This is a genomic window from Endozoicomonas gorgoniicola (genome assembly GCF_025562715.2).
In the GTDB taxonomy this organism is placed as follows: Bacteria; Pseudomonadota; Gammaproteobacteria; order Pseudomonadales; family Endozoicomonadaceae; genus Endozoicomonas_A; species Endozoicomonas_A gorgoniicola.
This window is the reverse complement of record NZ_JAPFCC010000001.1, coordinates 5746095-5770904: the sequence shown is the minus strand read 5'-3', so window position 1 is coordinate 5770904 and position 24810 is coordinate 5746095. Positions and strand designations below refer to the sequence as shown.

The window sequence follows — 24810 nt, the reverse complement described above, 5'->3', positions numbered from 1 at the left end:
CACTCGTCCTTGAGGAGGTCTCAAGTTTGAGGGTAGCGGTGAATTATGGGACTGCGCCACTGGTCGGAAATGGGGTGGCCGGATGTACCGGAATCAGTGGCCGGATACTAACGGAATGGGTGGCCGGATGTTACCGGAATCGGTGGCCGGATGGCTCCGGAATACCCATCTTCCGCATGGAATATCAGGATAACTATCAGGTGGCAGATATTAGCTGCGAGCCGGGCTTTGAAAAACTGACTCTGGGCGCTGGCCGTAGCGTGACCTTCTCCCAGCCGCTGGGTGATTACGGCGATGCCCTGCTGAAAGCCCAGATTGAGGAAACCATTGAGCAGCACCTGAAAAAGGAAAAGGCACTGAAAGGCCAGGGCATTAAAGTACTCAGCCTGTTCTTTATCGACAAGGTGGCCAGCTATCGGGAATACGACGACCAGGGCAACAAGACTCCCGGCAAATTTGCCCGATGGTTTGAAGAAGCCTATTCACGTCTAACCGCTAAATCGGAATACAAGGATTTGCTGAACTGGTCGGCAAAAGAGGTGCATAACGGTTACTTCTCCAAAGACAAGAAGGGCAAGATCAAGGACACCAAAGGCACGACGCAGGCCGACGATGACACCTACGCCCTGATTATGCGGGACAAGGAACGTCTGCTGGATGACGCGGAGCCGTTGCGTTTCATCTTCAGCCACACGGCGCTTCGGGAAGGTTGGGATAACCCCAATGTCTTCCAGATTTGTACCCTGAACGAATCCAACAGCGTGATGAAAAAGCGTCAGGAGATTGGTCGTGGTCTGCGTCTGCCAGTCAACAGCAGGGGCGAGCGGGTGCACGATGCCTCCATCAACCGGCTGACCGTGATTGCCAATGACTCCTAGGGGTATTGCGCCCATTCCCTCGAAAAGTTCACTGTACATATATTAAGCTGCTTCAAAGAAGCATCAAGCCTGTAAGAAATTCAGGGGGCATTTTATCTACAACATCAAAATGTTACTATTCACCAATGTTAAATAAGTCATCAATCCAATAGCTATTGCTATGAGAGAATTTTTTAGATACCAATAAAGAGCCAAAACTGCTAACGATGATATAAGTTGTGGAACTCCGTATGGCGAATTTAAGAAGTCTGTATCAATAAAGGTATAGGCCACTAATATAATCATGATGCCTATAGGCATTTTGTTACCAATATATTTAAGGTACTGGCTTGATGATATTTTATCCATCAAAATAAATGGAGTCATACGTAAAGTGAAAGTAACAATTGTCACAGTTATTATAATTAATAAAGTTGTAAAGTCATCATTCATTTAGAAGGCTCCTGTTTTTAATGTGGTTGTAATCTTTACTTATTAAAATTAAGTAACAAAAAACACCCGAACCAAGAAAAGATGAATCTAAAACATAATTATCCATTAATAAGCCAAAAGCACATGACACTAAAGAATACAAGATCAATATTTTATCTGGGTCATTACGAACAGCATCCACAGCTAATGTAATAAACATTGCTGTTAGTGCAAACTCAAACCCTGTTACTTCAGGCGGAATGAATGTACCCAGTACAGCTCCAAGAAAAGCTGCTCCTACCCACCAAAAATGGCTGGTTACTTGAAGCAATGTGATTTCTATACCTGTCAAATCCTTACCATTGCCAGCACAAACTATTCCGTAAGTTTCGTCGGTAAGTGCAAACACTCCATAAGCTTTTTGTGGAAGCGATCGCAGTGATTTTAATGGAAATGAAAGACCATAAAATATGTGGCGGAAATTGACAACAAGGGCTGTCCATGCGACAGCAGCTATAGGATAACCAGCTAGTATGAAAGTGACTACTAGAAATTCGATTGAGCCAGCAAAAATAAATAAGGCTGAAACAGGTGCCCAGAACCACGCGATATCACTGGAAACCATGAATACACCTAAAGCTAGTCCAAGAGGAACATATGCTGTTGCCACAGGAAGAGTTAACTTAAATATTTTTGATAAACTTACATTTCTCATAATAAATTCTTCTCATCCCTAGTCCAAACAGCTTGAAATCTTAATAAAAATAACCTTACGGCAATAAATTTTCATTATAACTTTTTTTTAATACCTGAATTCGTATCATAAGTGCATAACCTCTGTAACCAGAGGATTGTTTCAGAACCTTTGAAGTGAATCAGAACTCAGGGGTATTCTGTAAAGCAACCAAACCATACAGAGGAAGCCAAGGATGGCCTATACACACCTGAGCTCTGAAGAGAGATATTATATCGAAACTGAACTCAAAAATGGGACTTCACAAAACAAAATTGCTAAAAAGCTTGGCCGTTCACAGCCTACCGTGTCGCGAGAAGTAAACCGCAATAAAGGGCAAAGAGGGTACAGGCACCAACAGGCTAATCGCACAGCTCGGCAGCGGCACAAAGATAAGCCAAAAGCTATTAAGCTGACAGACGACATTAAACAACGTATTTCAAACGATATCCGTTCAGATTGGAGTCCTGAACAAGTGGCTGGAAGGCTTGAAAAGGACGGTGTAATCAAGCTGCATCATGAGACGATTTATCAATTTGTAGCGGATGATAAACGGCGCGGAGGCTCGCTCTATAAGCACTTGAGGCACCAGAAAAAAACTTATCGAAAGCGATACGGTTCAGCTCATAACCGAACCGGTATACCAAATCGGGTTGGCATTGAAGAACGCCCCGAAGTGGTCAACAACAGAGAGCGAGTTGGTGACTGGGAAGCTGATACTGTAATAGGTAAAAATCATAAAGGAGCCATCGCTACATTAGATGAACGAAAAACCAAGCTTCGCCTTGCTGTCCCTCTACCAGGCAAGAAGGCAAAAGCGGTTAAACAGGGAATAATTGACGTACTCAAGCCTCTGAAAAGGTTTGTAAAGACAATAACATACGACAATGGAAAGGAGTTTGTTCAGCATGAATCAATTGCCAAAGCTTTAAAATGTGACAGCTACTTTGCTGCCCCCTACCATTCTTGGGAAAGAGGCCAGAATGAGAATGCTAATGGTTTGCTAAGGCAGTATTTCCCCAAGTCGATGGAGCTTAATGGCGTGACAGAAAAAGATGTCATCATTGCAGTGGATAAGCTGAACAACAGGCCAAGAAAGTGCCTGGGCTACAAGACTCCTTATGAGGCATTTAAAGAGTCAACTGGAATAGATGCAAGAAAAGTCATGGGTTATGCACTTATGACTTGAATTCAGGATATTTAATGTTTCGAGAATCATATTTAAACTATTGGTGAGATAGGTTAAATCTCTTGCATATGTCAATCGAATTCCATTTTTATACCCAAACAGCTCGGCTGGCATTATCAAGAGGTGATGCTGGTTAAGCAGCTCAAGAGCGAGCAGTGATGAATCAACCTTCTCTTTTGTATTAAACCATGCGTAGGGTGTATTTTCTGGTTCAACCAAAGTTAAGTATTCATCAGCCAACTTTGCAAAGTTGTCAAGTATTGGCCTAGCTGAATCAATGTAATTTTTAAAACGTTCTATATGCTTGTTTTTTTCTTGCAGCACATGTATTGCTGTATTTTCAAGAAGTAAAGAGTTTGATACCGAAGTGTAACGCTTATAATTAACCATCTCTTCAATAATTGACTGATTTCGAGATACTGCCCAACCTAGTCTTAGTGCAGGAAGACCATATATTTTAGATAAACTTGATACTGATACTGATTTATTATATTTGTTTACAACGGAATCTTTGAAATCAACCAAGTATTCCTCATCGTTTATTATCCAAATACCTTTTGATTGACAAATGCTTATTAACTGAGAAAGCTCTTGAGCTGTTAACGTAACACCAGTTGGGTTACAAGGACTATTGATAATTAGTAGCTTTGTTTTTTTGTTAATACTTTCAACAAGTTTATCTACAGGAAATCCATAGCCAGGCTTCCATTCTAGTAATGTGACCTTACAGCCAATCTTTTTTGGTACTTCCCAAGCTTGCTGCCAACCTGGTAATGTACAAATGACATGATCATCTTTATTAAGTAGGGAATTGTAAAATAGATAAAGAGCTTCTTGAGCACCATGTGTGACTAATGAATATAGTTCACCATATGAACTATACATTGCCTTAATACAATTTCTTAGATTCTCACCTCCACGGTCAACACTATAATCTAAGCACCAATCATAATTAATTTGAAGATCTCTGACGTGTTGAAACTGAACACCACTTTCAGCTAAGTCATATTTAAACTTTCCATGTGCTTTATCAAATAGCCACTCTTGAATAGAGTAATTTGCGATTGCCATATTTAGTCCATTAGTGTTGTAAAAGTGATAACAAAAACGTCTCTTATTGCAGTCTGATTAGGTAGCTTAGTTGTAAAAGGTGTAACAAAATGCTTTACTTCACGATCGTCTAATACCATTATCTCTTCAGGAAGGAGGTTGTATTCATAGATTTTTTTATCATCTCCGACAGGCTTAATTAAAGATGCCGCCCCATTTATATTTTCTAAAGCTACACAGTAAATTGCTAAATAATCAAACCCATCTTGGTGAAATCCTTCAGGGGCGGGATAGCCTACAGTACCTTCCTCTGCAACAGTTCGTATTTGATGACAACCAATTTTATAGTTACCTTCCGGTATGCTTTCATTTTTTATTAACTGTGTAGCAATATCGTTGATATGGTTCTTGGACTTTGAAGATAACGGATCAAATGTCCTGTTTAGCCCTCCAGCATAATCATTCAAGTTTTTTGACTGATAAAATTCTGAGCCTGCCATCCAATTAAGCTGTCCGTTTATATATTCAGCAACATCGTAAGCGCGATAACGATACGTATAATTAGATCGTAGATAGTTGTCAGCTCCTAGCTGCGAAAAGCTATGATAAACTGAAGAGCTAATTTGCTTTTTTAATTTTGTTATTTTATACATAATAGATTGCTTTATTTTTATAAAAAATATGTAGCAATTGACACTGTATATCAATACTCTATATTGTGGCAATAATTGTTAGCTTGAATTTCCCCAATTAAATTATGTGATGACTATCATTTTAGAGCTTATCCCTCCCTTCTCATCTTTCTCAGTGTTACAGGGCTTACGCGTCAATCTGAACTGCCAAATTCAAATTTGGCAGTTATTTCTCCTGCTTTATGGTTTTAGGGTAGATAAAATAATCAAGTTCATAGTATTTTTAAACGACAAGCGACGTTGAATCTCTGGATTCTCACCAGTTAAAACTGGACGATTGTGCATTATTAACCTGTAGCCCTTGATATCCAGTATTTGCAAGATAGGTACAGTCGTTTCAATTTGATGCGTAAGCGCTGCTCAGTGTTACGCACCAAGAGAAACGATTCTCAACAACTACTCATTTTGGTTAAGCTCTGATCGCAATTTGCTCAACTTTGCTGAGCGGTGTTTTCTCCGCACCTTGATTCAGATGGACTTTTGGCTTTAGGGTACTGTATATTCCCTAAAAAGTTCACTGTACAAAGTCAAACCACTTTTTTTAGTCTGAAATAAGTTGCCCTGGATACTCCAGTCCTTTCCATTACTTCTTTCATGGACACGCCTTCGCAAATCATGGCTTTGGCTTGGTCGGTGCTTTTATGAGGCTTCCGGCCAAACTTTACACCGGATTCTTTCGCAGCTAAACGGCCTTCATTGGTTCGTTCAAGAATGCGCTCCCGCTCTGCTTCGGCAACCGCTGCTAATATCTGGATAATCATTTTTCCCATTGCGCCTTCAGTGCTGAGGCTGTTGAGGGATGGCCGGTTTATTTATAGCACTTTCTTTAATCAAGCCAATTAATCCTTTATATAGCAATGTTTTCAAGCCTATTTTCTATTGATTAGAGTCAACTTGATCTCTAATCAAACTCATGGATCAGCATGGTCAAGTAGATCACGGATGGCTTCATTGATAGTCATATTACGCTTTCGGGCATAGTAAGCCAGGCGGTTTTTGGTTTCTTCCTCCAGTTGGATAGCTTTTCTACGGGGGCGATTGATCGGTTGACCATCTTTCCCGATTATTGATGAACCATGATTAAGTCTTTGTTGTCGTACGTTTGCCTGTAGCCTCTGCCAACCTGCTTGCGAGAGCCACTTCAAACACCACAGGTCAAGTGCTTTAGCCTCTTCACATTTGCCACATCCATTTAAATTACTGGGTAAATGGTCGTAAGCTGCCACAGCATCAGGATAGCTGGCCTCTTCTGCAAGCCAGCGATCTAAGCGATGATTATCGATCCATCGCCTTATGGTAAGGCAAAATTCCAGTGAGTTTTGCTCTGTAATACCAACTCTGGGTCTCCCCAGGGCATTTTTTTCATTATCGTCACTATGTGACGAAATATTTAAAGTCATATAAAACTCTTAATACTTACCGTTGCATGTGACTTTATATAATTATCGTTACATACTGACGTTAAATTATTTGTCACAGGAACTGGACTCTTTCAGTATCTTCTCTATTGCTGTGACATACCCTGGTTTATAAAGGTGCCTGCCATTTTCATCCTTAACGCGTCCATTGGGCTGAGAATGCCAGCCTCTCCGAGCCATTAACTTATCACTGATAGCGTCTTCTAGTGCTTCTCTTTGGCTAGGTGTAAATAACCCTGCCAACGATGGAAGTACTTCAACAGTGGCTTGCTCTGTGCTTTTTGTAACCCGCCTATCTACCGTTATAAAAGCTTTGCTTTTTAGTACTTTTAGTTCATTTCTATATAAATCCCTTTCTCTGATAATGGTTCCAATTGCCGCTCTCATTGCAGGATCATTGATCTTTGAGAGTAGGTCATAATCTTTTGCTCCATGATTTTGTTTTGCTCGCTGAAGGGGTTGAATTGGTGGTTTTTTCCGTGTTGTTCCATGTGCCAATGCATAGGCCTCAATAAGAGTGCGGTAATCTGCTCCATTCTTATTATGGATAGACTGAGCTGTTGGCCCCCCAGCAAGAACAGACATTCGGCCAATAGTAGCAATAGAAAAATCCAGTTCTTCCTTTTTCGCCTGCTCTTCTAATAATCCAAAGATTAAATCAAGAGTCTTCTTTTTTCTGCTGTTAGATTTTTCTTTGAGGTTGGAAAGTATTTGCTTCGGATCAACTATAGACATCATCATAATCCGTACAAAGAGATGAATGATTATTTGATATTATGTCTCTCAAAAAGAACATTGTTTTATTGCATGACTTCTCTAATGCCTCTATGCCAACATTTAAAAAACCGGCTTCGTAAAGCGACTGTTTTGCCTCTATTATGCTGCATACTGTCTTCATTCCTGATAGTTGCCAGTCATCAGGGCAAGCTTGCTTTGCCATTATTCTCATTAAAGAGTTGCCAACCATAAGTTGCATTTTTTCATTTAATGTTATAAAGATTGGTTGATAACCTTCACGAATTAACGCTGAGTCTAAAAAATTAGACCTTTTTTCAATTGCTGGAGTTTTTCTTAGATCATCAGCTAACTCAGGATAAACTTCTGCATCTTCACAGATTCCAGAAAGTTGCAACAGTTCCGATTGGGTTTCCAGTAATGCAATTGGTTGATAGATATCATGCAATTTTCCTACTGCAACTAATTTCTGTTTATTATCGTTAGCTTTTCTACTTTCTTCTAAATTGATAATCCGATGAATCAAAGTAAAGCATGCACGCATATCTTTAGCATATTCATCAGCTTCTACGAGTTGTTTTTCATAACGACGTTGAGCCTGTTGAAGTTCCGATTGTTTTCTAAAGGGCATGCTGGCATCTTCTGCTGAAGATCGCTCATCTTCTAAGCATTCCATAATTTGCTCAGCTTCAATAGCTAATTTAGCAGCTAAGGACGCATGATAACTTAGATTGTTAAAGTGTCCTCTGAGTGCATCTAAATATGCTGAGTCGGTTATAAACCAACGACACCTGCAGCAGTTTTCTGGTCCGTGAGGAACAGGATCGTAAACTTGAGAGCGTGGTCTTGCTGATGGGTTTTTACATTCTCCACCATTCCAGCAACCAGCTAGAAGATTTGTTTCATCTGACTTAACTGTGTTACCACCTGCCAAACATAAACCTATATGCCGTTGTTCCCAGCCTGCTGGATTTCTGTTTACAAGAACCATTTCAAGGCTTGTATAATCTCTGAAAATTGCTTTTTCCTTGATTTGCTGAATTGTTGCATCTGTTAAGAAATTGCTAAGCTGTCGTAATTCTTCAGCTTCTATTTTTGATTCAGCCTCATCCATTTTCTGTCTCATTACAGCAGGAGATATCTTTATATAATATAAGGTCATTATCAAGCGGCTATGTCCAGCAACTAATTTTGACAGCACAGGGATAGGAACTTCACCATCCATTGCATAATGAGTAAGTAAACTAACTCTTAAACTATGAAGAGGAAATTCGGTTGAATACCTCTGGCTTATCGGAATGTTCCCGCCATAAGGTTTGACGAATCTCAATAAAGCCTCTCCATTCCTTTTTTTTACTGTACTTTCCAAAGTAAATAATAATCTGTACCATAAGTTAGCTTCGTTGTTGGCACACAACGGCTTCATTTTATCTTCACTTATTGTTGCACTCGCATTTCTAAATAAGAAACAAGTTTTACCAATTTCTTCCAAAAGTGCTTCGGACTTTAATTCACTTGTATGTTTTTTTTGAAGACATGACCAAGGTGTAGGGGACTCTATAGGATTATACTTTTCTTGCCAGTTACGAAGTTTTTCTAGCCAATACAAAACCTGCTCATGTTCCCATGGTATAGTATAACCCCGATCAATCGCCGCTTTGTTTTGGTCTGCGGTTTTATTGGTATTGATATATAAGGCTGTATGACAATTACCTGTATCGGGGGATATAAGACGTCTAAATACACCTTTTGAATATGGATTTTTTTTTGAACCCAAAACAAAACTGTTTTGTTTATTTAATTTAAAAGTTCCATTCAGATAACGCCAAGTATCTGCTTCACCAGAATCAAGCATTCGAACTTGATAAGTCCTTAATGGTAAATGTAACTTGATAAATAAAATCATAGGCCTAACAGGAGACCACATCTGATAGATTTCTAAACCATTCTTTCTCTTTACTCTATAACGCTTTCCATTTCTACTGTAATATTGCCCCTGCTCGACTACTATTTTCCTCCATACACAATCTGGATCATTTGTATCGATAAGGTTTTTAGTCACTTCGTACCAATCTCCAAGATTCCCGGTGACATTTTTTCCAGACTGCTCTTGAGCCCAGGTCCAATTGCTAAAATGCCCATTAGGATCTGGACATAAAATTGATCTTAACTCTTTAATATAACGATATGGAATTGGATTATAAACCGTTTCACTTCGATATCCTTTCTCACTAATATAAGTGAAAGGGTTTTGGAATAAAGCTATTGGTTTTCCGTTGTCATCTGGCTCGCTGAAATAATTAACAATAACCCAGTCAATAAATTCAACTATTTGATTATTTCGAGTGTACTTACCATTAGATTTTACTCCTTGCTCAATAATGGGAAAAAGCTTTGGTAGATAACAGTCGCCATTTAAAAAAAGCAGTGGTTCTGATGAGAGCTCTTGTTTTACTATGTAGGTTTCTAGAAACCACACTACTGACTGAAGCCTTGGCGTAAGACCTAGCTTTATTGAGTGCAACCAGTTTTCAGCATATTCTCTCCACAACTCCCATTCTTTACCATATTTTTTTGTGAGCCATGAACAACTTAAATCAGTTGTTCGGTTGTCTATTCTTTTCCTACTCATAGTTACTAACCTTTAAAAAATACTGATTATTAATCAGCATATACTTTCATTAGCTCATCCCAATCAGACTGACGTTGATTAGTTGTGTTATCTATACCTTCGCTCTCTATAATTGAGTTTGCTTTATTCAAAGACTGACTAATATCTTCTAAGGATGGCGCTGTATAAATATCTTGACTTTCTATTGATACATGATGTAGAACTTTTTGAATTATTCTAGGATGAACACCTGCTCTTTCTAACCTTCTTCCCATAGAATGACGATGGCTGTGGGGTGTTAGTCCTGCCTCTTTTGAGGGTGCTTTTCCTATCCGAATTAAACCTCTTTTATAAGCATCATTGAATGCATTTAAAGTTAAAGCTGCGCCTATATTTTTTTTGGAGAAGCTTACAAAAGCATAAGGATGTAACCTATCAGTAACAGCAAGATACTTAATATACATGCGCCAAAGTTTATTAAATAATACCCCCGCTTTGGTTGGAAACCAATACAGTTGAATGTATTTGTCAGAATGATCCATTACCCGACATTTCCAGCCCACCTTCTTCGTACCAAGTATTTTATTTCTTGGGGTAATTAGATATCTTTCTCGAAGATATGCAGCTCTATGTGTTTGCCCTTGTGATCCAACCCAATTATCGGGAGCCTTTCCTTCTTCTGGATGATAAATGCGAATAGATACGCTTTCAGAGTTTAATGGATCTATTAATACATCATTTATCCATAAGTGAAGGGCTTCACTTTCACGGCACCCAGTAAAATGCAACATAAGCAAAATAAGTTGATTTCGGATTGCTGATCTTGGATCTTTATTTGCTCCTATGCCATTTACAAAAAAATCTTTAAATATATTTTCTGGAAATTGTGTTGCAGTGTGACTGCTAACGACTAAAAGTCGTTTCCCCATGATGTTTCTTGCTCTTAAAGATGTGGAACTAATACTTTTATCCTTAATATGACCAAGAAAATCTTCTTGATTACGACGATACCAAGCAGCATAATTTAACCGTTCTTCAAATCTGGAGGCCATCCTATTGGGGTTCATACTTTTAAGGTTTTCAATATTATCTGCTAAGTAATCAGTTAGTCCCGTTAAAGAATTAATAAGGCCATTTACCGTTTGAGTTGATGCAGGAAGCCAATATAAACCTGATGGATCATATCCATCGTTGTCGATCGTGCCACTGTATAGATGTCGTACGAAAGACTCAAAAAGTGATTTTGGGCTTGAAAAGCAAGATTGGTTAGCTTCGATATATTGCATGAGTAGATATGCTCCATGCACTACTCTTTCGCACCATGAGTTGCTTCGGTTGTGTTGGTTTACAAGGAGGTAATCAAGTAGAGGTTCCAGGACACCATCTTTACTAACAAGCACAGGCAATTCAAGCTCAAACCCAGTGTTATCGGTTACCACTCTAGCTCTGGTTTTCACAGATGTAACCATTAATCTAATCTCGATTAGAAAGATTATAAAGATGACTATTAATCTGACTTAAAAGTAGTGGTAAGATTCTGAAAAACAAGCCTATTTTGAGACTATTTGAGTATAAAGATTATACTTTTTTCTACTATAAATAAGGCCGGCAAATGGGGGTTCATGCAGCCAGAATGTTTGTAACCAGCTGTTTATAAACAGAAAAAATCAGTTTTTTTGTTTCTGAAAACCCTTCCAGATTGCGCGATTGCACAAAACTGTGAAGAGTAGACCTATGTACCCCGGTAATCTTGGCAATGGCTGTTTTTGATACACCTTTCTGTAGCAGCAACAGAATTTCATCTTCTTTGCCATCCAGCTTTGACGTACTCAACGAACCTTTAGGCCGGCCAGCAAGCCTTCCCTGTTCTTTTGCCCGGGCAAGCCCTGCTTTGGTGCGCTCAGAAATCAAATCCCGCTCAACTTCAGCAAACAGTCCAAAAAGTGTGATCATAATCTTTGTCTGCATGCTCTTTTTTTCACCCAGCCGGATATTCTCTTTGATGCAGGTCAGCTTGATTTCTTTCTTGGTCAGCGTATCAACTATATGGATGATCTGTCCCAGGCTTCTTCCCAATCTGGATAGCTCACTCACAATCAATTGATCACCTTTATTCATCTGGTCGATCAGATCAGTGAGTTGCTGTTTTTGTGCATCCCGTCTTGTTGACATCCGACATTCACCACCCAGCATGACATTTTCCTAATACCTGCTATCTATTATCAGATAAGCAAATATCAAGAAGCCTTGTTATGCCTCCTATTCAATACCGCTCTCAGGTCATGGATCATCTCGGTCTAGTGGCTGGAATGTGCAAAGAGCTGGGCATTGCCGACCATATCGACAGGCGCGCGCCCAAAGTATCTGACGAATGGAACATCTCCCACGGTGAGGCCGTTGTCGCGATGATTATCAATGGCCTCGGCTTTACGGGGCAGTCTCTCCACATGTTCCCTCAGTTCTTCTCCAATAAACCCCTCGATAAACTGATCAGAGAGGGGATTGAGCCCGAGCACATAAACGACAAAGTTCTTGGAAGAACACTGGATGAACTGTTTGAACTGGGTGTCAGTAAAGTCTATTTTGAGCTGGCTATCAAGGTGGCTACGCATCTCAAATTGCCATGTGATGCACTCAACCTTGATGGCACAGGATTTCACGTCGATGGCCGTTATAACAGCGAGGAGGAAGTCAGTGACGAAGACCTCAATTGCATCAGGCTTTGCAAGGGCTACAGCCGAGATCATCGTCCTGATCTGAACCAGGCCATATTGCTCCTGCTGACCGAAAACCGGGCAGGCATTCCGATGTTTATGAAAGCAGCCAGCGGTAATGTGACGGACAAGACCAGTTTCAAACAAGTGGTTTCTGAGCATATAAAGAGCTTCAAAGCGGCACTTAATGCCCGTTACTTCATCGGTGATGCCGCATTGTATGTGGCTGAAACCGTTCAGGAACTGAGTCAGCAGGATCAGTTGTTTATCTCCAGAGTTCCTCTCAACATTGGTGCAGCCAAAGAACTGGTTCAAAGTGCGCCATTGCGCTCAATGGTTGAGGTTGAAGGGTTTGAGCATTACGAATCTGCAGAAACTCTGTCTGACTATGCAGGTGTCGTACAACGTTGGGTACTGTTTCGAAATAATCAAAGCCAGAAAACAGAACAGAAGACACTGACAAGGCGTATGCAGAAAAAGTCCCTGAAGGAATTCAAGGAACTTGAGAAATTGGGCAAGAAGCCATTCTGTTGCGAATCGGATGCCATGGAAGCTTTCAAGCTATGGCAAAAACAGTCCGTATACTGCCAGGCTGAACCTGAGATCATCGAGAGTCCCTGCTATAAAACCAAAGGCCGTCCTGCTGATGGGACAGTTCCCGACCACTATGAATATTATGTGACAGGCTCCTGCGCGGTTGCTGTACAGACTCGTCGTGATGCAGAAGCATCGTTGGGTTGTTTTGTTCTGGCAACCAACGATACAGATACAGCCCGGCTTGACGCTGGCGAACTACTGAGGACGTATAAATCCCAGCAGCAGGTTGAGAGAGGTTTTCGCTTCCTGAAGAGCCCTGATTTTCTGGTGTCTTCACTGTATCTCAAAAAACCTGAGCGTATTGAGGCCCTGTTAATGGTGATGACACTCTGCCTTATGGTCTATGCTGCAATTCAGCATCGAATCCGCTATGAACTGAAAAGGCAGAGCCGAACGTTCCCGGACATGAAGAAGAAACCAGCCCAGAACCCAACGGGCAGATGGGTTTTCCTGTGCTTTGATGGGATTCATGTGCTGTCGGTTAACGGGACGGAGAAACACATGGTTGGAATATCGGAGAGGCAATCGACGATCATTTTTATTTTGGGCTCAACGTACCAAGAAATTTATTCCTGAATAGGGTGGTGAATGACGGATTTATGGTGTGAATAGCAAGGTTTTATGAAGCGGATTTGAGAGAAATGCCCCCTTGGTTCGGGCAACAAAATACACATCTGTAAAATATTGTCTATATTTCATCCCTTATTTTCCTCTGCTGCATGGTACAGGAGGGACTTTTTCAAGATACGCAAAGGTTGTAGGGTGATGATTCCAAGAAAAATACATGGCTTGACCGCTGCTCTGGTGATGACGTTGATTCAGGGCTGTGGAGGCGGCGGTGGAGGAAGTACCAAAGTGAGGTTTTCACCACCTCTGGGGCTTAGTATTGAGAAAAAAGATTCTCATTCACACTCTGAGAGCGAATCGATGTACAGAGGTACTGAACCGTCATCAATCTCTCATTCGGATTTTGTTGCTCGTAAGCCCTACGATGTCAGTAAACTAAGCAAAATAAAAAAGGGTATGCTGAGCTCGGCTTACGACAAGGCAATCAAGGCGTATAAAGATCATGCCGGAAAAAATTCACCCATGTTAGGTCATCTTGTCGCAGCGCGTTTTTTAAGTGTGCAAAACCATACAGCGCTTCCCAAGGGGTCGAAGATCAGCCTGGATGATAGCAATTATATGGTCATGATGAGGGTGCTTGGTGAAGTGGAAGACTTATGCCGGAAGGGGCAGGTCGGCAGTGTGCTGGGTGATCCTGACTTCATTAAAAACCAGTCCTATCTGACGAAAACAGCTGATCAGCACTGGAAAACCCATACCAAGTCCATCAGCCAGATCTGGCGTATGAATAACCTTCTGAAACAAGGCGTTGAACTCGGTGACGACGCACCAATGGTGGCAGACATCAGCAATTCTCAGGGCTTGTTCAATGGTCTGGAAGACGATCACTGGTATGCATACGGTCAGGCGTATGTCTTCCGTGGGCACTGGGAGCCAGAAGCAGGGCTGAAGCAGGAATACAAAGGGGAAGGTGCTGAGTTCGGTACTTTCCGTTACATGGGGAACGGCCTTTTATTGGGCGGCATGTTTGGCCTGCAGAAAGTGCGTATGGAAGCAAACGCAGGAATCTCCGGCAATATGGAGTCAGATGCCCAGATCTACCGACTCGGTCCATTTGTGTCCTGGAATAACGACCGCTGGACCGTTGATTCCATGCTGACCTACGGCTGGGTGTCTCTCGATACCGATCGGCGGGACCTGTTGAGTAATCGCTGGAAAGCTTCCCCGAAAGGTTCTGAATGGGCTGCCCATCTGCAGACAAGTTACCGGATTCCACTTGATGAGTGGACCATGGGGTTAAGCCTGATTCCGGAAGCTTATGTGGGCTACCGTCTCGGAACCATAGAGAAATACACAGAGAAAAGCGAAAATCTCAGAAACCCGGTCACCGATTCGAAGCACAAGGGTTTAACCACTCGTCTGGGTACTGGTATAGGTTATATGCTTCCTGATTTAAGCCAGCCGACAGACATTATGGTTAAGCTGGGTGTCCAGAAAACCCATGGCTGGGAAGACAAGGAAAAGAGCAGTTCCAGCATGTGGGCCAAGACACCAAAAGCAGAAAACCGTGATACGGCTATGTATTACAGCCTTGCCGTTAACCGACAGTTCGGAGCTGATCTGGATAAAATAATTGGTCTGGAATATGCCGGAACATCAGGTAAGAAAAGTGGCAGTGACGCATTGATATTCAGTTATCGCCAGACGTTTTGAAGCAGTATTTTCATGCAGATCCCTTTCATTCTGTATTAGAATAGGCGGTCTTCTATGAAGACAGGCAACACAGAGGTCTTAAATGTTCAAAAAGGACATGTCCATAGCTGAGTTCGACCCGGAACTCAAAGCCGCCATTGATGCTGAAACCCTCCGTCAGGAAGAGCATATCGAACTGATTGCCTCTGAAAACTACACCAGCCCTATGGTGATGGAAGCTCAGGGGTCTGTCCTAACGAATAAGTACGCTGAAGGTTATCCAGGCAAACGCTACTACGGTGGGTGTGAGCATGTAGATGTTACTGAGCAGCTGGCCATTGATCGTGCCAAAGCCCTGTTTGGAGCAGCCTACGCTAACGTACAGCCACATTCCGGCTCTCAGGCAAACGCAGCCGTTTATATGGCACTGGTTAATCCAGGCGATAAAGTGCTGGGTATGAGCCTGGCCCACGGCGGCCATCTGACTCATGGTGCTAAGGTGAGCTTCTCTGGTCGTATTTACGATGCAGTCCAGTATGGCCTGAACGCTGAAACCGGTGAAATTGATTACGAAGAAGTCGAGCGTCTGGCTGAAGAACACAAGCCCAAAATGATTGTTGCTGGTTTCTCTGCCTATTCCCGGGTGGTTGACTGGCAGCGTTTCCGCGATATTGCCGATAAGGCAGGTGCTTACCTGTTGGTGGATATGGCACACATTGCAGGTCTGGTAGCAGCCGGTGTGTATCCGTCTCCAATCGGTATCGCAGACGTGGTCACCACGACCACCCATAAAACCCTGGGTGGTCCTCGCGGTGGTCTGATTCTTGCCAATGATGACGAAGATCTGAACAAAAAGCTGAACTTTGCAGTATTCCCTGAATCACAGGGTGGCCCGCTGTGTCATGTGATTGCGGCTAAGGCTATCTGCTTTAAAGAAGCAATGGCTGACGAGTTTAAAACTTACCAGCAGCAGGTCGTCAAAAATGCACAGGCGATGACGACCGTTATGCAGGGGCGTGGCATCAACATCGTTTCCGGCGGTACTGACGACCACTTGTTCCTGATGGATCTGATTGGCAAAGAGTACACCGGTAAAGATGCTGAAGAAGCCCTGGGTCGCACCAACATTACGGTTAACAAGAACGCCGTACCAAACGACCCGCGCTCTCCATTTATTACCAGCGGTTTGCGTATTGGCACACCGGCCATTACACGACGCGGTTTCAATGAAAACGATGCGGCTGATCTGGCTGGCTGGATTTGTGATGTGCTGGAAAATATCGGCAATGAACAGGTTGAAAATGAAGTAAAAGCCAAGGTGCTGGATATTTGCCAGCGCCTGCCAGTTTATAGCTGATTGCTGCAACCGCTTTTTATTGTGTAAAAAGCGCCGGGTTAAGCTCCGGCGTTTTTTTACATCTTTGCCCGTGCTTGTATTTAGCCAACATCGGTTTATGATGACCGAACCAATAATTTTCGAGTCAGTTCTGACAATGCATTGTCCTTATTGTAGTGCGCAAGACACTAAAGTTATCGATTCGAGACTGGTCGCAGATGGAAACCAGATTCGTCGTCGTCGTGAATGTCTGACTTGCTCCGAACGTTTTACAACGTATGAAACCGCGGAGTTGCTGATTCCCCGCCTGGTTAAACGGGACGGTTCCCGGGAACCTTTCCATGAAGATAAATTACGGGCGGGAATGGCCCGGGCTCTGGAAAAACGCCCCGTCAGTGTTGAGCAGCTGGAAGAAGCCATCAGTCGTATTAAGCACCGGCTGCGGGCAACAGGCGAGCGTGAAGTTAAATCGCTGGTATTGGGCGAAGAGGTGATGCGTGAGCTGCAGCAGCTGGATGAAATTGCTTACATTCGATTTGCCTCTGTTTATCGTCATTTCAAAGACCTCAATGAGTTCCGGGAAGAAATCGAAAGACTGGAAACCGTTGAGCGATCCAAAAGCTAGACTGGCTTTGGACGACTTCGGGTGTTTATTCCATTAAACCCCCGAAGTCGTCGTCTTTTCCAGAGGGGCTGCCCAGGATCATGAAAACTTCCGCTATTTCTTTCACCACGTTATTGCCAATAAAGTTAAAAAAGGTTATCCCGATGCTATTTCGGCGTTTACCCAACTGGTGGATGAATAGAACCCGCTGCCCTGTACACGACACTAACCGTGTGAATCCTCGCCATATCACTGTGATAGTGTCTGAATCCAATTATTTACCGGCATCTTCATTTTGTAGCGGCTATATGGCAATAACCGCATGATGAACTTCTTCATTCACATCCATCAAAAAGCATCGCAGTCCGGACTAAAGGACATGCCATCTGCCCAGATCGCCCCAATAAACATTGGGAGGAAGCTCTAGTGCCGGGTCATAATGGCAATTTTCTTGCGGACGTACCGCACGTATAGAACTACGACAGAACATGCAATGAATATGGAGATACTCAGTCAAACAGCAAATTTTTCTAATCACCAAACTCAGAAGTATGGGGTAATTGATACGAAGAATATCGTATTCCCGAAGCGGGTGCTTGTCTGCTTTTTTGTTTGGACTGAGCCGATCCCACACTATGCATTGTGATAAATAACTTTCATCCAAAAATTTCTGTGCCTCGGTTGCTGGATACAACTTATAATTAGCACACTTTTGCCCTGCCCTTAATGTATCTAAAGGTTCGTACTCTCCCTCCATGAACCTTCTTATATTGGAAAAGAGAACAGACGCATGTGGTGCGTAGAAGTAGAAAGTTTTTCCCGGTGGCACTCTGACAATGTCTGACTTTGTCAATAAACCGGGGCTCTTCAGTTGGTAACTGCCATGGCACCGAATAGCCACACTTTGAACTTTGCGGCCACCAGTTCTGCAGGTAAGTAATTCTACGCCGTTGGACAGACACACTTTATTTACTTTGGGTTTAGAGCGAAATATGGGCATGATGAACACCTCCAAATCACCAACTTTTTAATAGGTCTAGCACAAGTTACAAACTTCGATGATGAATTTTATCGATTAGTCACGAAATGTGGCATTGAGTTCACTATGAGCCTGTTGAGCATCGGGAGGTGTCTCAAGGTTCAGGTTATACCTGCGAACTACTGTCCTATGTACGACATTGACGTAGATACCATAGGCAATAAGGCCCATTGTGAGTACGTAACCGTCGAAGCGCGTCAGCATTCGGTCAGCCATCAGCGGAAACGGCCAGTTCTGGTGCCGATGTACCAAAGGCGACAATGGTCATACCAATGGTCAGCGTCGACATACCCAGCCTGAAAGCCAGGGTGGATGACACCTCAACAAGGCGGTCGGCACTTTGACTAAGGGCAACAAACCCGAGTGCGATAGCCAGAAGGTGGGTGGCGGTAGATAGCATTTAGACAAACTCAGAGGGCATACAGACACGGACAACCACACCGGGCCCTCGTGACCAGTGTCATTGCCCGGGTCTCATCAGACGGCAGGAATTGATTCTGTGCCGGTTACGCCACAGCCTGTGGGCTTGATGATGTTGACGCAACCACTTTTAATCATCTTCGGCAATGATTGGCTATCGATGTGATTAAAAGCTGACTACTCTCTCATGCTCCCATTTTGGCCTATCTGCTTGTGCAGTTCTTCAGATATTTTGCACTCCTGCATAAAGAGTGTTTGCTGCTATTTTTGTGGGATCTGACTGCCTGTTCAGCAGAAAGTTCATGTCATCTTTAAGAGCAAACTATCGAGATCATCGTCGTCAGACGTTATGATGGCTCACTTTTAAACCTGTTTGCCGGAGTTACACATGGCCTCTGCTTCCGATCACCTGTATATGACCCGGGCTATAGAGCTGGCGCGTAAAGGGCTTTATACCGCCCGGCCCAATCCCTGTGTTGGTTGCGTTATTGTGCAGGGAGACCAGGTGGTGGGTGAGGGTTATCACCAGCGTGCAGGAGAACCCCATGCCGAGGTTCATGCACTGGCAATGGCAGGTACGCAGACAAAAGGGGCAACGGTTTACGTAACGCTTGAGCCTTGCAGTCATTTTGGGCGTACACCGCCCTGTGCCGAAGCGCTGGTTAAAGCCGGAGTGGCTGAGGTGGTGATTGCGATGCAGGACCCGAATCCGCAGGTGGCTGGCCGTGGGATCAGCATGCTCAAAGAAAAAGGCATAAAAACCCGGCTGGGTGTCATGGAGGCTGAAGCCAGAGCCTTGAACTCAGGCTTTATCAAACGTATGCGAACCGGTCGTCCTTATGTGCGCACCAAACTGGCCATGAGCCTGGATGGGCGCACGGCTATGGCCAGCGGTGAGTCCAAGTGGGTTACAGGGCCTCAGGCTCGCAGTGAGGTGCAGCGTCTGCGCGCGCTCAGTGGCGCTATTGTGACAGGGATTGGATCAATTCTTCTTGATGACTCAGCACTCACACTGAGAGAAACCGAGCTGAATTTACCGGAAGCCGCTGAGCTGCTGCAGACACAACCTCTGCGAGTGGTGCTGGATTCCCGTTTGCAGACACCGGTCGATGCCAGGGTGGTGACCGGTCCGGGAGATGTAATGATCTTCTGCTCGGTACAGGCAGAGAAAGCCCGTAAACGGGCGCTGGAGGAAGCAGGTGCCGAAGTGTTGATGCTCGACTCTCACGATGGGCGAATCAACCTTGAGCAAATGCTGGAAATCCTGGTCACAAAGGATATCAATGATGTATTGCTGGAAACCGGTGCTACGCTGGCGGGTGCCATGATGCAGCAGGGGCTGGTGGATGAACTGATTGTCTTTATGGCACCGACACTGATGGGTTCTGATGCCCGCCCACTGATGGAAATGCCTTTCACCAGCATGTCGGAAAAACGGAACCTGAACATTACCGATATCCGGGCGGTGGGTAATGACTGGAAAATCACTGCCTTTCCAAAAAACGATTAAGGGAAGTGGCACTCAATAACATACCAGCGCCTGCGTCATTCCCGCGAAGGCGGGAATCTACCACGGTAGTGGATCCCCGCCTTCGCGGGGATGACGATGGGATATTTTTATCTGCTACTTCCCTAAGGAGCTATCAAAGTAGCTATTTAAAAAGTAGCTATTTAAGGAGTAAGTAATGTTTACCGGAATTATTGAAGCAGTAGGGCGTTTGAATTCGTCGGAAAAACGTCAGGGCGACCTGCGTATGACGGTCGATTCTGGCCAGCTGGATCTGTCTGATGTACAGCTGGGCGACAGCATTGCCACCAATGGAGTCTGCCTGACGGTTGTTGAACTGACAGGTTCCGGTTATGTGGCTGATGTGTCACTGGAAACCCTGGAATATACAACGTTGGATAAACTGCCTGCTGGCAGCCCCCTGAACCTGGAAAAAGCACTGACACCCACTACAAGACTGGGGGGGCATCTGGTCAGTGGTCATGTGGATGGCGTTGGGTGCGTGGTTTCTGTAGAATCCGCTGCCCGTTCCAGCGTGTTCTGGCTGGAAGCACCGAAAGCACTGGCTCGATATATTGCGCACAAAGGCTCGGTGACGATTGATGGTGTCAGCCTGACGGTCAACAAGGTCGATGGTTGCCGTTTTGCCCTGAATATTGTGCCGCATACCCAGCAGGAAACCATTATCTCGCACTACCGACCCGGAACCAGAGTGAATCTGGAGGTTGATCTGCTGGCTCGTTATCTGGAGCGCTTGTTAGACCCGTCTCTGAAAGACGATCAGGCCGAACCCGCTTCCAGTCTGACAGCAGGTTTTCTGGCAGAACACGGATTTATGCGCTGAGGCTTATTTATCCTGAGGCTTATTTATCCTGAGGCTTATTTATCCTGAGGCTTATTTATCCTGAGGCTTATTTATCCTGAGGCTTCGTGACTGACTTCTGTTAACGCTTGTAAACCGTTAGAATGGGCGCATTTTTGCAAGCCGGACAATCCTTATGGCTGAATCTTTTCCCGGGGGCGTTATGCAACTGAATTCCATCGAAGAAATTATCGAAGACATCCGTCTCGGTAAGCCTGTAATCCTGATGGATGACGAAGATCGTGAAAATGAAGGCGACCTGATTATCGCTGCGGAAAAAATCACTCCTGAGATCGTTAACTTCATGACCCGTGAGGCGCGTGGACTGCTGTGCCTGACGCTGACCGGAGAACGCTGCGGTTTTCTGGGTCTGCCACCGATGGTCAGCTCAGACGACAACCAGTCAGGTTATGGTACGCCGTTTACTGTCTCCATTGAGGCGGCTGAAGGCGTCACCACCGGCATTTCTGCCCATGACCGGGCGCGAACCATTCGCGTGGCAGTGGACTCCCTGTCCCGTCCGGAAGATATTGTTCAGCCAGGGCATGTCTTCCCACTGCGTGCTCGTCCGGGTGGTGTGTTGAGTCGTGCTGGCCATACTGAAGCCGGTTGTGACCTGGCGCGTCTGGCGGGTGTGACCCCGGCGGCAGCGATCATTGAGATCATGAACGAAGATGGCTCCATGTCCCGTCGCCCGGATCTGGAGCTTTTTGCTGAAAAGCACGATCTGAAGATTGGCACCATCGCGGACCTGATCCATTACCGGATCATGAACGAAAAGACCGTGGAGCAGGTTGAGAAGCGCAAACTGGACACCGATTTCGGTCAGTTTGATATGACGGTCTACAAAGACACCATCAGCGGAAATACCCACCTGGCGTTGAGCAAGGGCTATATTACTCCCGATACGCCGGTTATGGTTCGTGTGCATGCCATGGAACCTTTCCGTGACTTGCTGTCTGCTCATGCCGGTGAAGGTGCCTGCAGCTGGTCCCTGAACAAGGCAATGGCAGAAATCGCCCAGGAATCCCGGGGCGTTATTGTTCTGCTGGATAATGAACAGAAGCTGGATCTGGGTACTGCCCTTAATCGTTTCAGTGAAGGACGCACAGGTGTTGGTGGTATTTCGGGTGCTTACCGAACCATTGGTACCGGTTCCCAAATTCTGCGTGAGCTGGGTGTTGGCAAGATGCGCCTGCTGAGTTCTCCGGTGAAGTTTGGTGCGCTGTCCGGCTTTGATCTGGAAATTGTCGAATATATTCCCTGTGAAGGTTAAGTCCTTCGCAGGATTATTGAGAGGAAAATAAATGTCTTTAAAAACTATTGAAGGCACTCTGGAACCTAATGGCGGTAAGTACGCCATCGTGGTTGGTCGCTGGAACGCTTTTGTTGTAGAAAGTCTGCTGAGTGGTGCGGTGGACAGCCTGACCCGTCATGGTATTCCGGAAGAGGATATCACTGTTGTGCGTTGTCCGGGTGCTGTTGAAATCCCGCTGGCAGTCAAGAAAGTCGCTAAAACCGGCCAGTACGACGCCATCGTTGCCCTGGGCGCTGTTATCCGTGGTGGTACGCCACACTTTGAGTTTGTTGCCAACGAATGTGTGAAAGGCCTGTCCCATGTCAATCTGGAATACGAAATTCCGGTGAGCTTTGGCGTACTGACGGTTGACACCATTGAACAGGCGATTGAACGCTCAGGCACCAAGGCTGGCAACAAAGGTGAAGAGGCTGCCATGGCCGCTTTTGAAATGGTGTCTCTGCTGAAAAAGCTGGAGGCCTGAATTGACTTCTCTGAACCAGGAAGCCGGGCGTAAGGACGCCCAGCGTCCAAAGCCTTCCGAGCGTCGTCGCGCCCGTCAGCTGGCGCTGCAGGCTTTGTACCAGTGGCAGATGTCCAAATCGTCCCTGACTGATATTGAAATGCAGTTCCGTGCAGACAATGATTTCAGCAAGGTGGACGACGGTTACTTCCACTCCCTGTTGCACGGTATCCCCCGTGAAATGAGTACGCTGGACGAAACGATGAACCCGCTGCTGGATCGCCCCATCAGTCAGCTGGATCCGGTGGAAGTGGCTGCTCTGCGTATTGGCTGCTATGAGCTGATGAATCGCTCCGACGTCCCTTACCGTGTTGTGATCAATGAAGCCATTGAGCTGGTGAAGCGCTTTGGTGCTCAGGATTCTCACCGCTACATCAACGGCATTCTGGATAAGCTGGCTCCCCGCGTAAGAGCGGACGAAGTTCGCAGTTATCGCAAGCGTTAGAAGCTGAGGTTCCGGAATGTCACTTGGAGAGTTTGATTTAATCCGACATTTCTTTGATCGTCCGGAACTGCGATCTTCCCGGCCTGATGTGCTTGGCATTGGTGACGACTGCGCCCTGCTGTCGGTGCCTGAGGGTATGCAGCTGGCGCAATCGCTGGACACGCTGGTGTCTGGTGTTCACTTTCCTGAACACTGCGATCCTTTTCTGCTTGGCTACCGCGCACTGGCAACGAACATCAGCGACATTGCCGCTATGGGAGCCGAGCCGCACAGTTTTACCCTGGGCCTGACACTGCCTGAATCCGACACTGACTGGTTACAGGCATTTTCTGACGGGCTGGTGGCACTGGCGCAACCTTCAGGGCTGGCTCTGATTGGTGGCGATACTACCCGGGGGCCCCTGACCATTTCCATTCAGGTTCAGGGACTGGTTCCCTCAGGTCAGGCGCTTCGACGAAATGGTGCGAAAGAGGGTGACTTAATATACGTCAGTGGAAGTCTTGGAGATGCAGCAGGGGCTTTACCGGCTGTATTGGAAGGGCTGTATCCACAGAATTGTGAAGATGCTTCTGTTCAATACCTGCTTCAGCGTTACTACCAGCCGTCTCCAAGAGTGAAGCTTGGGCAATGGCTGGCGGCAAACGGCGCTACGTCTGCGCTGGATATTTCTGACGGTTTGCTGGGCGATCTGGGGCATACCCTGAAAGCCAGTCAGGTGGGGGCAGAGCTGAATCTTGAACAGCTACCGCTGTCGCCGCAGTTGTTAAACGTTGCCGGAAAGCAAAAAGCACAGGGCTATGCGCTCAGTGGTGGCGATGATTACGAACTCTGTTTTACCTGGCCTGCCCACAAAACGCTGGAATTACCCGAAGAGATTCGGGCAGAATGTTCTGTCACCTGTATTGGTCGTATTACGGATGCTGAAGGCATTTGTGATCGTGCAACAGGGCAACCCTTATCCGCTGCCGCTTACCGGCATTTCTAAACGTTTAATGAATTCGACATTGATAAGTTATGAGCCGATCTCCTTCCGTCTGGTCTAACCCTGTTCATTTTCTGGCTTTCGGGCTTGGCAGTGGTCTGGCTCCTAAAGCACCGGGTACCTTTGGCACACTGGCGGCGGTGCCTTTTTACCTGCTGCTGCAGTACTTGCCCATGTGGAACTATCTGCTGGTGCTGGTCGTCAGTATGATTCTGGGAATCTGGATTTGCGACCGCACTTCCAGAGACCTGGGAGTACACGACCATCCGGGTATTGTCTGGGATGAATTTGTGGGGTACTGGATTACCATGATGGCTGCGCCCGCTGGCTGGCTGTGGGTCATAACGGGTTTCGTCCTGTTCCGCTTTTTCGACATCATCAAGCCCTGGCCTATTCGTGTACTGGATAAAAAGGTAAAAGGTGGCTTTGGCATTATGATTGATGATGTGATTGCCGGGCTGTTCGCACTAGTCTGTATGCAGGTTCTGGCGGCGGTCTGGGGTTAGAT

26 protein-coding genes are annotated in these 24810 nt (G+C 45.1%); 13 read left to right on the top strand and 13 right to left on the bottom strand.

Annotated features, from left to right (window positions below; genetic code table 11):
* Window positions 1-26: 26 nt before the first annotated feature.
* Window positions 27-878, top strand: coding sequence for a hypothetical protein (locus NX722_RS26000; protein WP_262565746.1), 852 nt, complete (start codon window positions 27-29; stop codon window positions 876-878).
* A 96-nt stretch (window positions 879-974) separates the two neighbouring features.
* Here NX722_RS26000 and NX722_RS25995 read toward each other — a convergent pair whose 3' ends face one another.
* Both NX722_RS25995 and NX722_RS25990 read right to left on the bottom strand, forming a co-directional pair.
* Window positions 975-1310: a branched-chain amino acid transporter permease gene (locus tag NX722_RS25995; RefSeq protein WP_262565745.1), complete on the bottom strand. Its 336-nt coding sequence runs from the start codon at window positions 1308-1310 to the stop codon at window positions 975-977.
* A complete protein-coding gene (locus NX722_RS25990) occupies window positions 1303-2004 on the bottom strand; it encodes an AzlC family ABC transporter permease (protein WP_262565744.1) in 702 nt (233 codons plus the stop codon). The genes NX722_RS25995 and NX722_RS25990 overlap by 8 nt, the downstream gene beginning before the upstream one ends.
* A gap of 214 nt (window positions 2005-2218) precedes the next feature.
* On the opposite strand from NX722_RS25990, the gene NX722_RS25985 reads away from it, so the two are divergent.
* The gene (locus NX722_RS25985) at window positions 2219-3211 is read left to right on the top strand and encodes an IS30 family transposase (protein WP_262563592.1); all 993 of its coding nucleotides are present in this window, start codon (window positions 2219-2221) and stop codon (window positions 3209-3211) included.
* Here the strand turns inward: NX722_RS25985 and NX722_RS25980 are convergent.
* From NX722_RS25980 to NX722_RS25945, 8 genes are all read right to left on the bottom strand, one after another.
* Window positions 3161-4282 (bottom strand): pyridoxal phosphate-dependent aminotransferase, encoded by a 1122-nt coding sequence (locus NX722_RS25980; RefSeq protein ID WP_262565743.1) that lies wholly within the window; start codon window positions 4280-4282, stop codon window positions 3161-3163. The two genes, NX722_RS25985 and NX722_RS25980, sit on opposite strands and share 51 nt — an antisense overlap.
* A 2-nt stretch (window positions 4283-4284) precedes the next feature.
* Window positions 4285-4914, bottom strand: a complete 630-nt coding sequence (locus NX722_RS25975; RefSeq protein WP_262565742.1) for a 2OG-Fe dioxygenase family protein — start codon at window positions 4912-4914, stop codon at window positions 4285-4287.
* Between the two features lie 566 nt (window positions 4915-5480).
* Window positions 5481-5765, bottom strand: a complete 285-nt coding sequence (locus NX722_RS29120) for a recombinase family protein (RefSeq protein WP_262568726.1) — start codon at window positions 5763-5765, stop codon at window positions 5481-5483.
* Between the two features lie 99 nt (window positions 5766-5864).
* Window positions 5865-6353 carry a hypothetical protein gene (locus tag NX722_RS25965; RefSeq protein WP_262565741.1) on the bottom strand — a complete coding sequence of 163 codons (489 nt, stop codon included), beginning with the start codon at window positions 6351-6353 and terminating at the stop codon, window positions 5865-5867.
* Window positions 6354-6419: 66 nt separating this feature from the next.
* Window positions 6420-7106: a gamma-mobile-trio protein GmtX gene (gmtX, locus tag NX722_RS25960; protein ID WP_265442321.1), complete on the bottom strand. Its 687-nt coding sequence runs from the start codon at window positions 7104-7106 to the stop codon at window positions 6420-6422.
* Window positions 7093-9738: a gamma-mobile-trio integrase GmtZ gene (gene gmtZ, locus NX722_RS25955; RefSeq protein ID WP_262565739.1), complete on the bottom strand. Its 2646-nt coding sequence runs from the start codon at window positions 9736-9738 to the stop codon at window positions 7093-7095. The genes gmtX and gmtZ overlap by 14 nt, the downstream gene beginning before the upstream one ends.
* Before the next feature lie 29 nt (window positions 9739-9767).
* The gene (gmtY, locus tag NX722_RS25950) at window positions 9768-11174 is read right to left on the bottom strand and encodes a gamma-mobile-trio recombinase GmtY (protein WP_265442320.1); all 1407 of its coding nucleotides are present in this window, start codon (window positions 11172-11174) and stop codon (window positions 9768-9770) included.
* 163 nt (window positions 11175-11337) lie between these two features.
* The gene (locus NX722_RS25945) at window positions 11338-11889 is read right to left on the bottom strand and encodes a recombinase family protein (protein WP_262565737.1); all 552 of its coding nucleotides are present in this window, start codon (window positions 11887-11889) and stop codon (window positions 11338-11340) included.
* A gap of 80 nt (window positions 11890-11969) precedes the next feature.
* Here NX722_RS25945 and NX722_RS25940 point away from each other — a divergent pair, with 80 nt between their 5' ends.
* From NX722_RS25940 to nrdR, 4 genes are all read left to right on the top strand, one after another.
* Window positions 11970-13604: an IS1634 family transposase gene (locus tag NX722_RS25940; RefSeq protein WP_262565736.1), complete on the top strand. Its 1635-nt coding sequence runs from the start codon at window positions 11970-11972 to the stop codon at window positions 13602-13604.
* A gap of 189 nt (window positions 13605-13793) precedes the next feature.
* Window positions 13794-15308 (top strand): autotransporter outer membrane beta-barrel domain-containing protein, encoded by a 1515-nt coding sequence (locus NX722_RS25935; protein ID WP_262565735.1) that lies wholly within the window; start codon window positions 13794-13796, stop codon window positions 15306-15308.
* 82 nt (window positions 15309-15390) lie between these two features.
* Window positions 15391-16644 carry a serine hydroxymethyltransferase gene (gene glyA, locus NX722_RS25930; RefSeq protein WP_262565734.1) on the top strand — a complete coding sequence of 418 codons (1254 nt, stop codon included), beginning with the start codon at window positions 15391-15393 and terminating at the stop codon, window positions 16642-16644.
* A 136-nt stretch (window positions 16645-16780) separates the two neighbouring features.
* Window positions 16781-17248: a transcriptional regulator NrdR gene (gene nrdR / locus NX722_RS25925; RefSeq protein WP_262565733.1), complete on the top strand. Its 468-nt coding sequence runs from the start codon at window positions 16781-16783 to the stop codon at window positions 17246-17248.
* 349 nt (window positions 17249-17597) lie between these two features.
* Here nrdR and NX722_RS29025 read toward each other — a convergent pair whose 3' ends face one another.
* From NX722_RS29025 to NX722_RS25915, 3 genes are all read right to left on the bottom strand, one after another.
* Entirely contained in the window at window positions 17598-18227 is a 630-nt protein-coding gene (locus NX722_RS29025) for a putative adhesin (protein WP_407648044.1), read from the bottom strand.
* 75 nt (window positions 18228-18302) lie between these two features.
* Complete coding sequence (locus NX722_RS25920; protein ID WP_262565732.1) at window positions 18303-18482, bottom strand: hypothetical protein; 180 nt, start codon at window positions 18480-18482, stop codon at window positions 18303-18305.
* Entirely contained in the window at window positions 18475-18666 is a 192-nt protein-coding gene (locus NX722_RS25915; RefSeq protein WP_262565731.1) for a hypothetical protein, read from the bottom strand. Before NX722_RS25915 ends, NX722_RS25920 begins: the two co-directional genes overlap by 8 nt.
* Window positions 18667-19074: 408 nt before the next feature.
* Here NX722_RS25915 and ribD point away from each other — a divergent pair, with 408 nt between their 5' ends.
* The 7 genes from ribD (at window position 19075) to NX722_RS25880 (ending at window position 24808) form a co-directional block, all read left to right on the top strand.
* Window positions 19075-20196, top strand: a complete 1122-nt coding sequence (gene ribD, locus NX722_RS25910; RefSeq protein ID WP_262565730.1) for a bifunctional diaminohydroxyphosphoribosylaminopyrimidine deaminase/5-amino-6-(5-phosphoribosylamino)uracil reductase RibD — start codon at window positions 19075-19077, stop codon at window positions 20194-20196.
* 175 nt (window positions 20197-20371) lie between these two features.
* The gene (locus NX722_RS25905; RefSeq protein WP_262565729.1) at window positions 20372-21037 is read left to right on the top strand and encodes a riboflavin synthase; all 666 of its coding nucleotides are present in this window, start codon (window positions 20372-20374) and stop codon (window positions 21035-21037) included.
* 181 nt (window positions 21038-21218) lie between these two features.
* Window positions 21219-22331 (top strand): bifunctional 3,4-dihydroxy-2-butanone-4-phosphate synthase/GTP cyclohydrolase II, encoded by a 1113-nt coding sequence (gene ribBA / locus NX722_RS25900; RefSeq protein WP_262568725.1) that lies wholly within the window; start codon window positions 21219-21221, stop codon window positions 22329-22331.
* Between the two features lie 31 nt (window positions 22332-22362).
* Window positions 22363-22836, top strand: coding sequence for a 6,7-dimethyl-8-ribityllumazine synthase (gene ribH / locus NX722_RS25895; RefSeq protein WP_262565728.1), 474 nt, complete (start codon window positions 22363-22365; stop codon window positions 22834-22836).
* A 10-nt stretch (window positions 22837-22846) separates the two neighbouring features.
* Entirely contained in the window at window positions 22847-23320 is a 474-nt protein-coding gene (gene nusB / locus NX722_RS25890; RefSeq protein WP_262568724.1) for a transcription antitermination factor NusB, read from the top strand.
* Window positions 23321-23336: 16 nt separating this feature from the next.
* Complete coding sequence (gene thiL / locus NX722_RS25885; RefSeq protein ID WP_262565727.1) at window positions 23337-24305, top strand: thiamine-phosphate kinase; 969 nt, start codon at window positions 23337-23339, stop codon at window positions 24303-24305.
* Between the two features lie 29 nt (window positions 24306-24334).
* The gene (locus NX722_RS25880; RefSeq protein ID WP_262565726.1) at window positions 24335-24808 is read left to right on the top strand and encodes a phosphatidylglycerophosphatase A family protein; all 474 of its coding nucleotides are present in this window, start codon (window positions 24335-24337) and stop codon (window positions 24806-24808) included.
* Window positions 24809-24810: the final 2 nt, after the last annotated feature.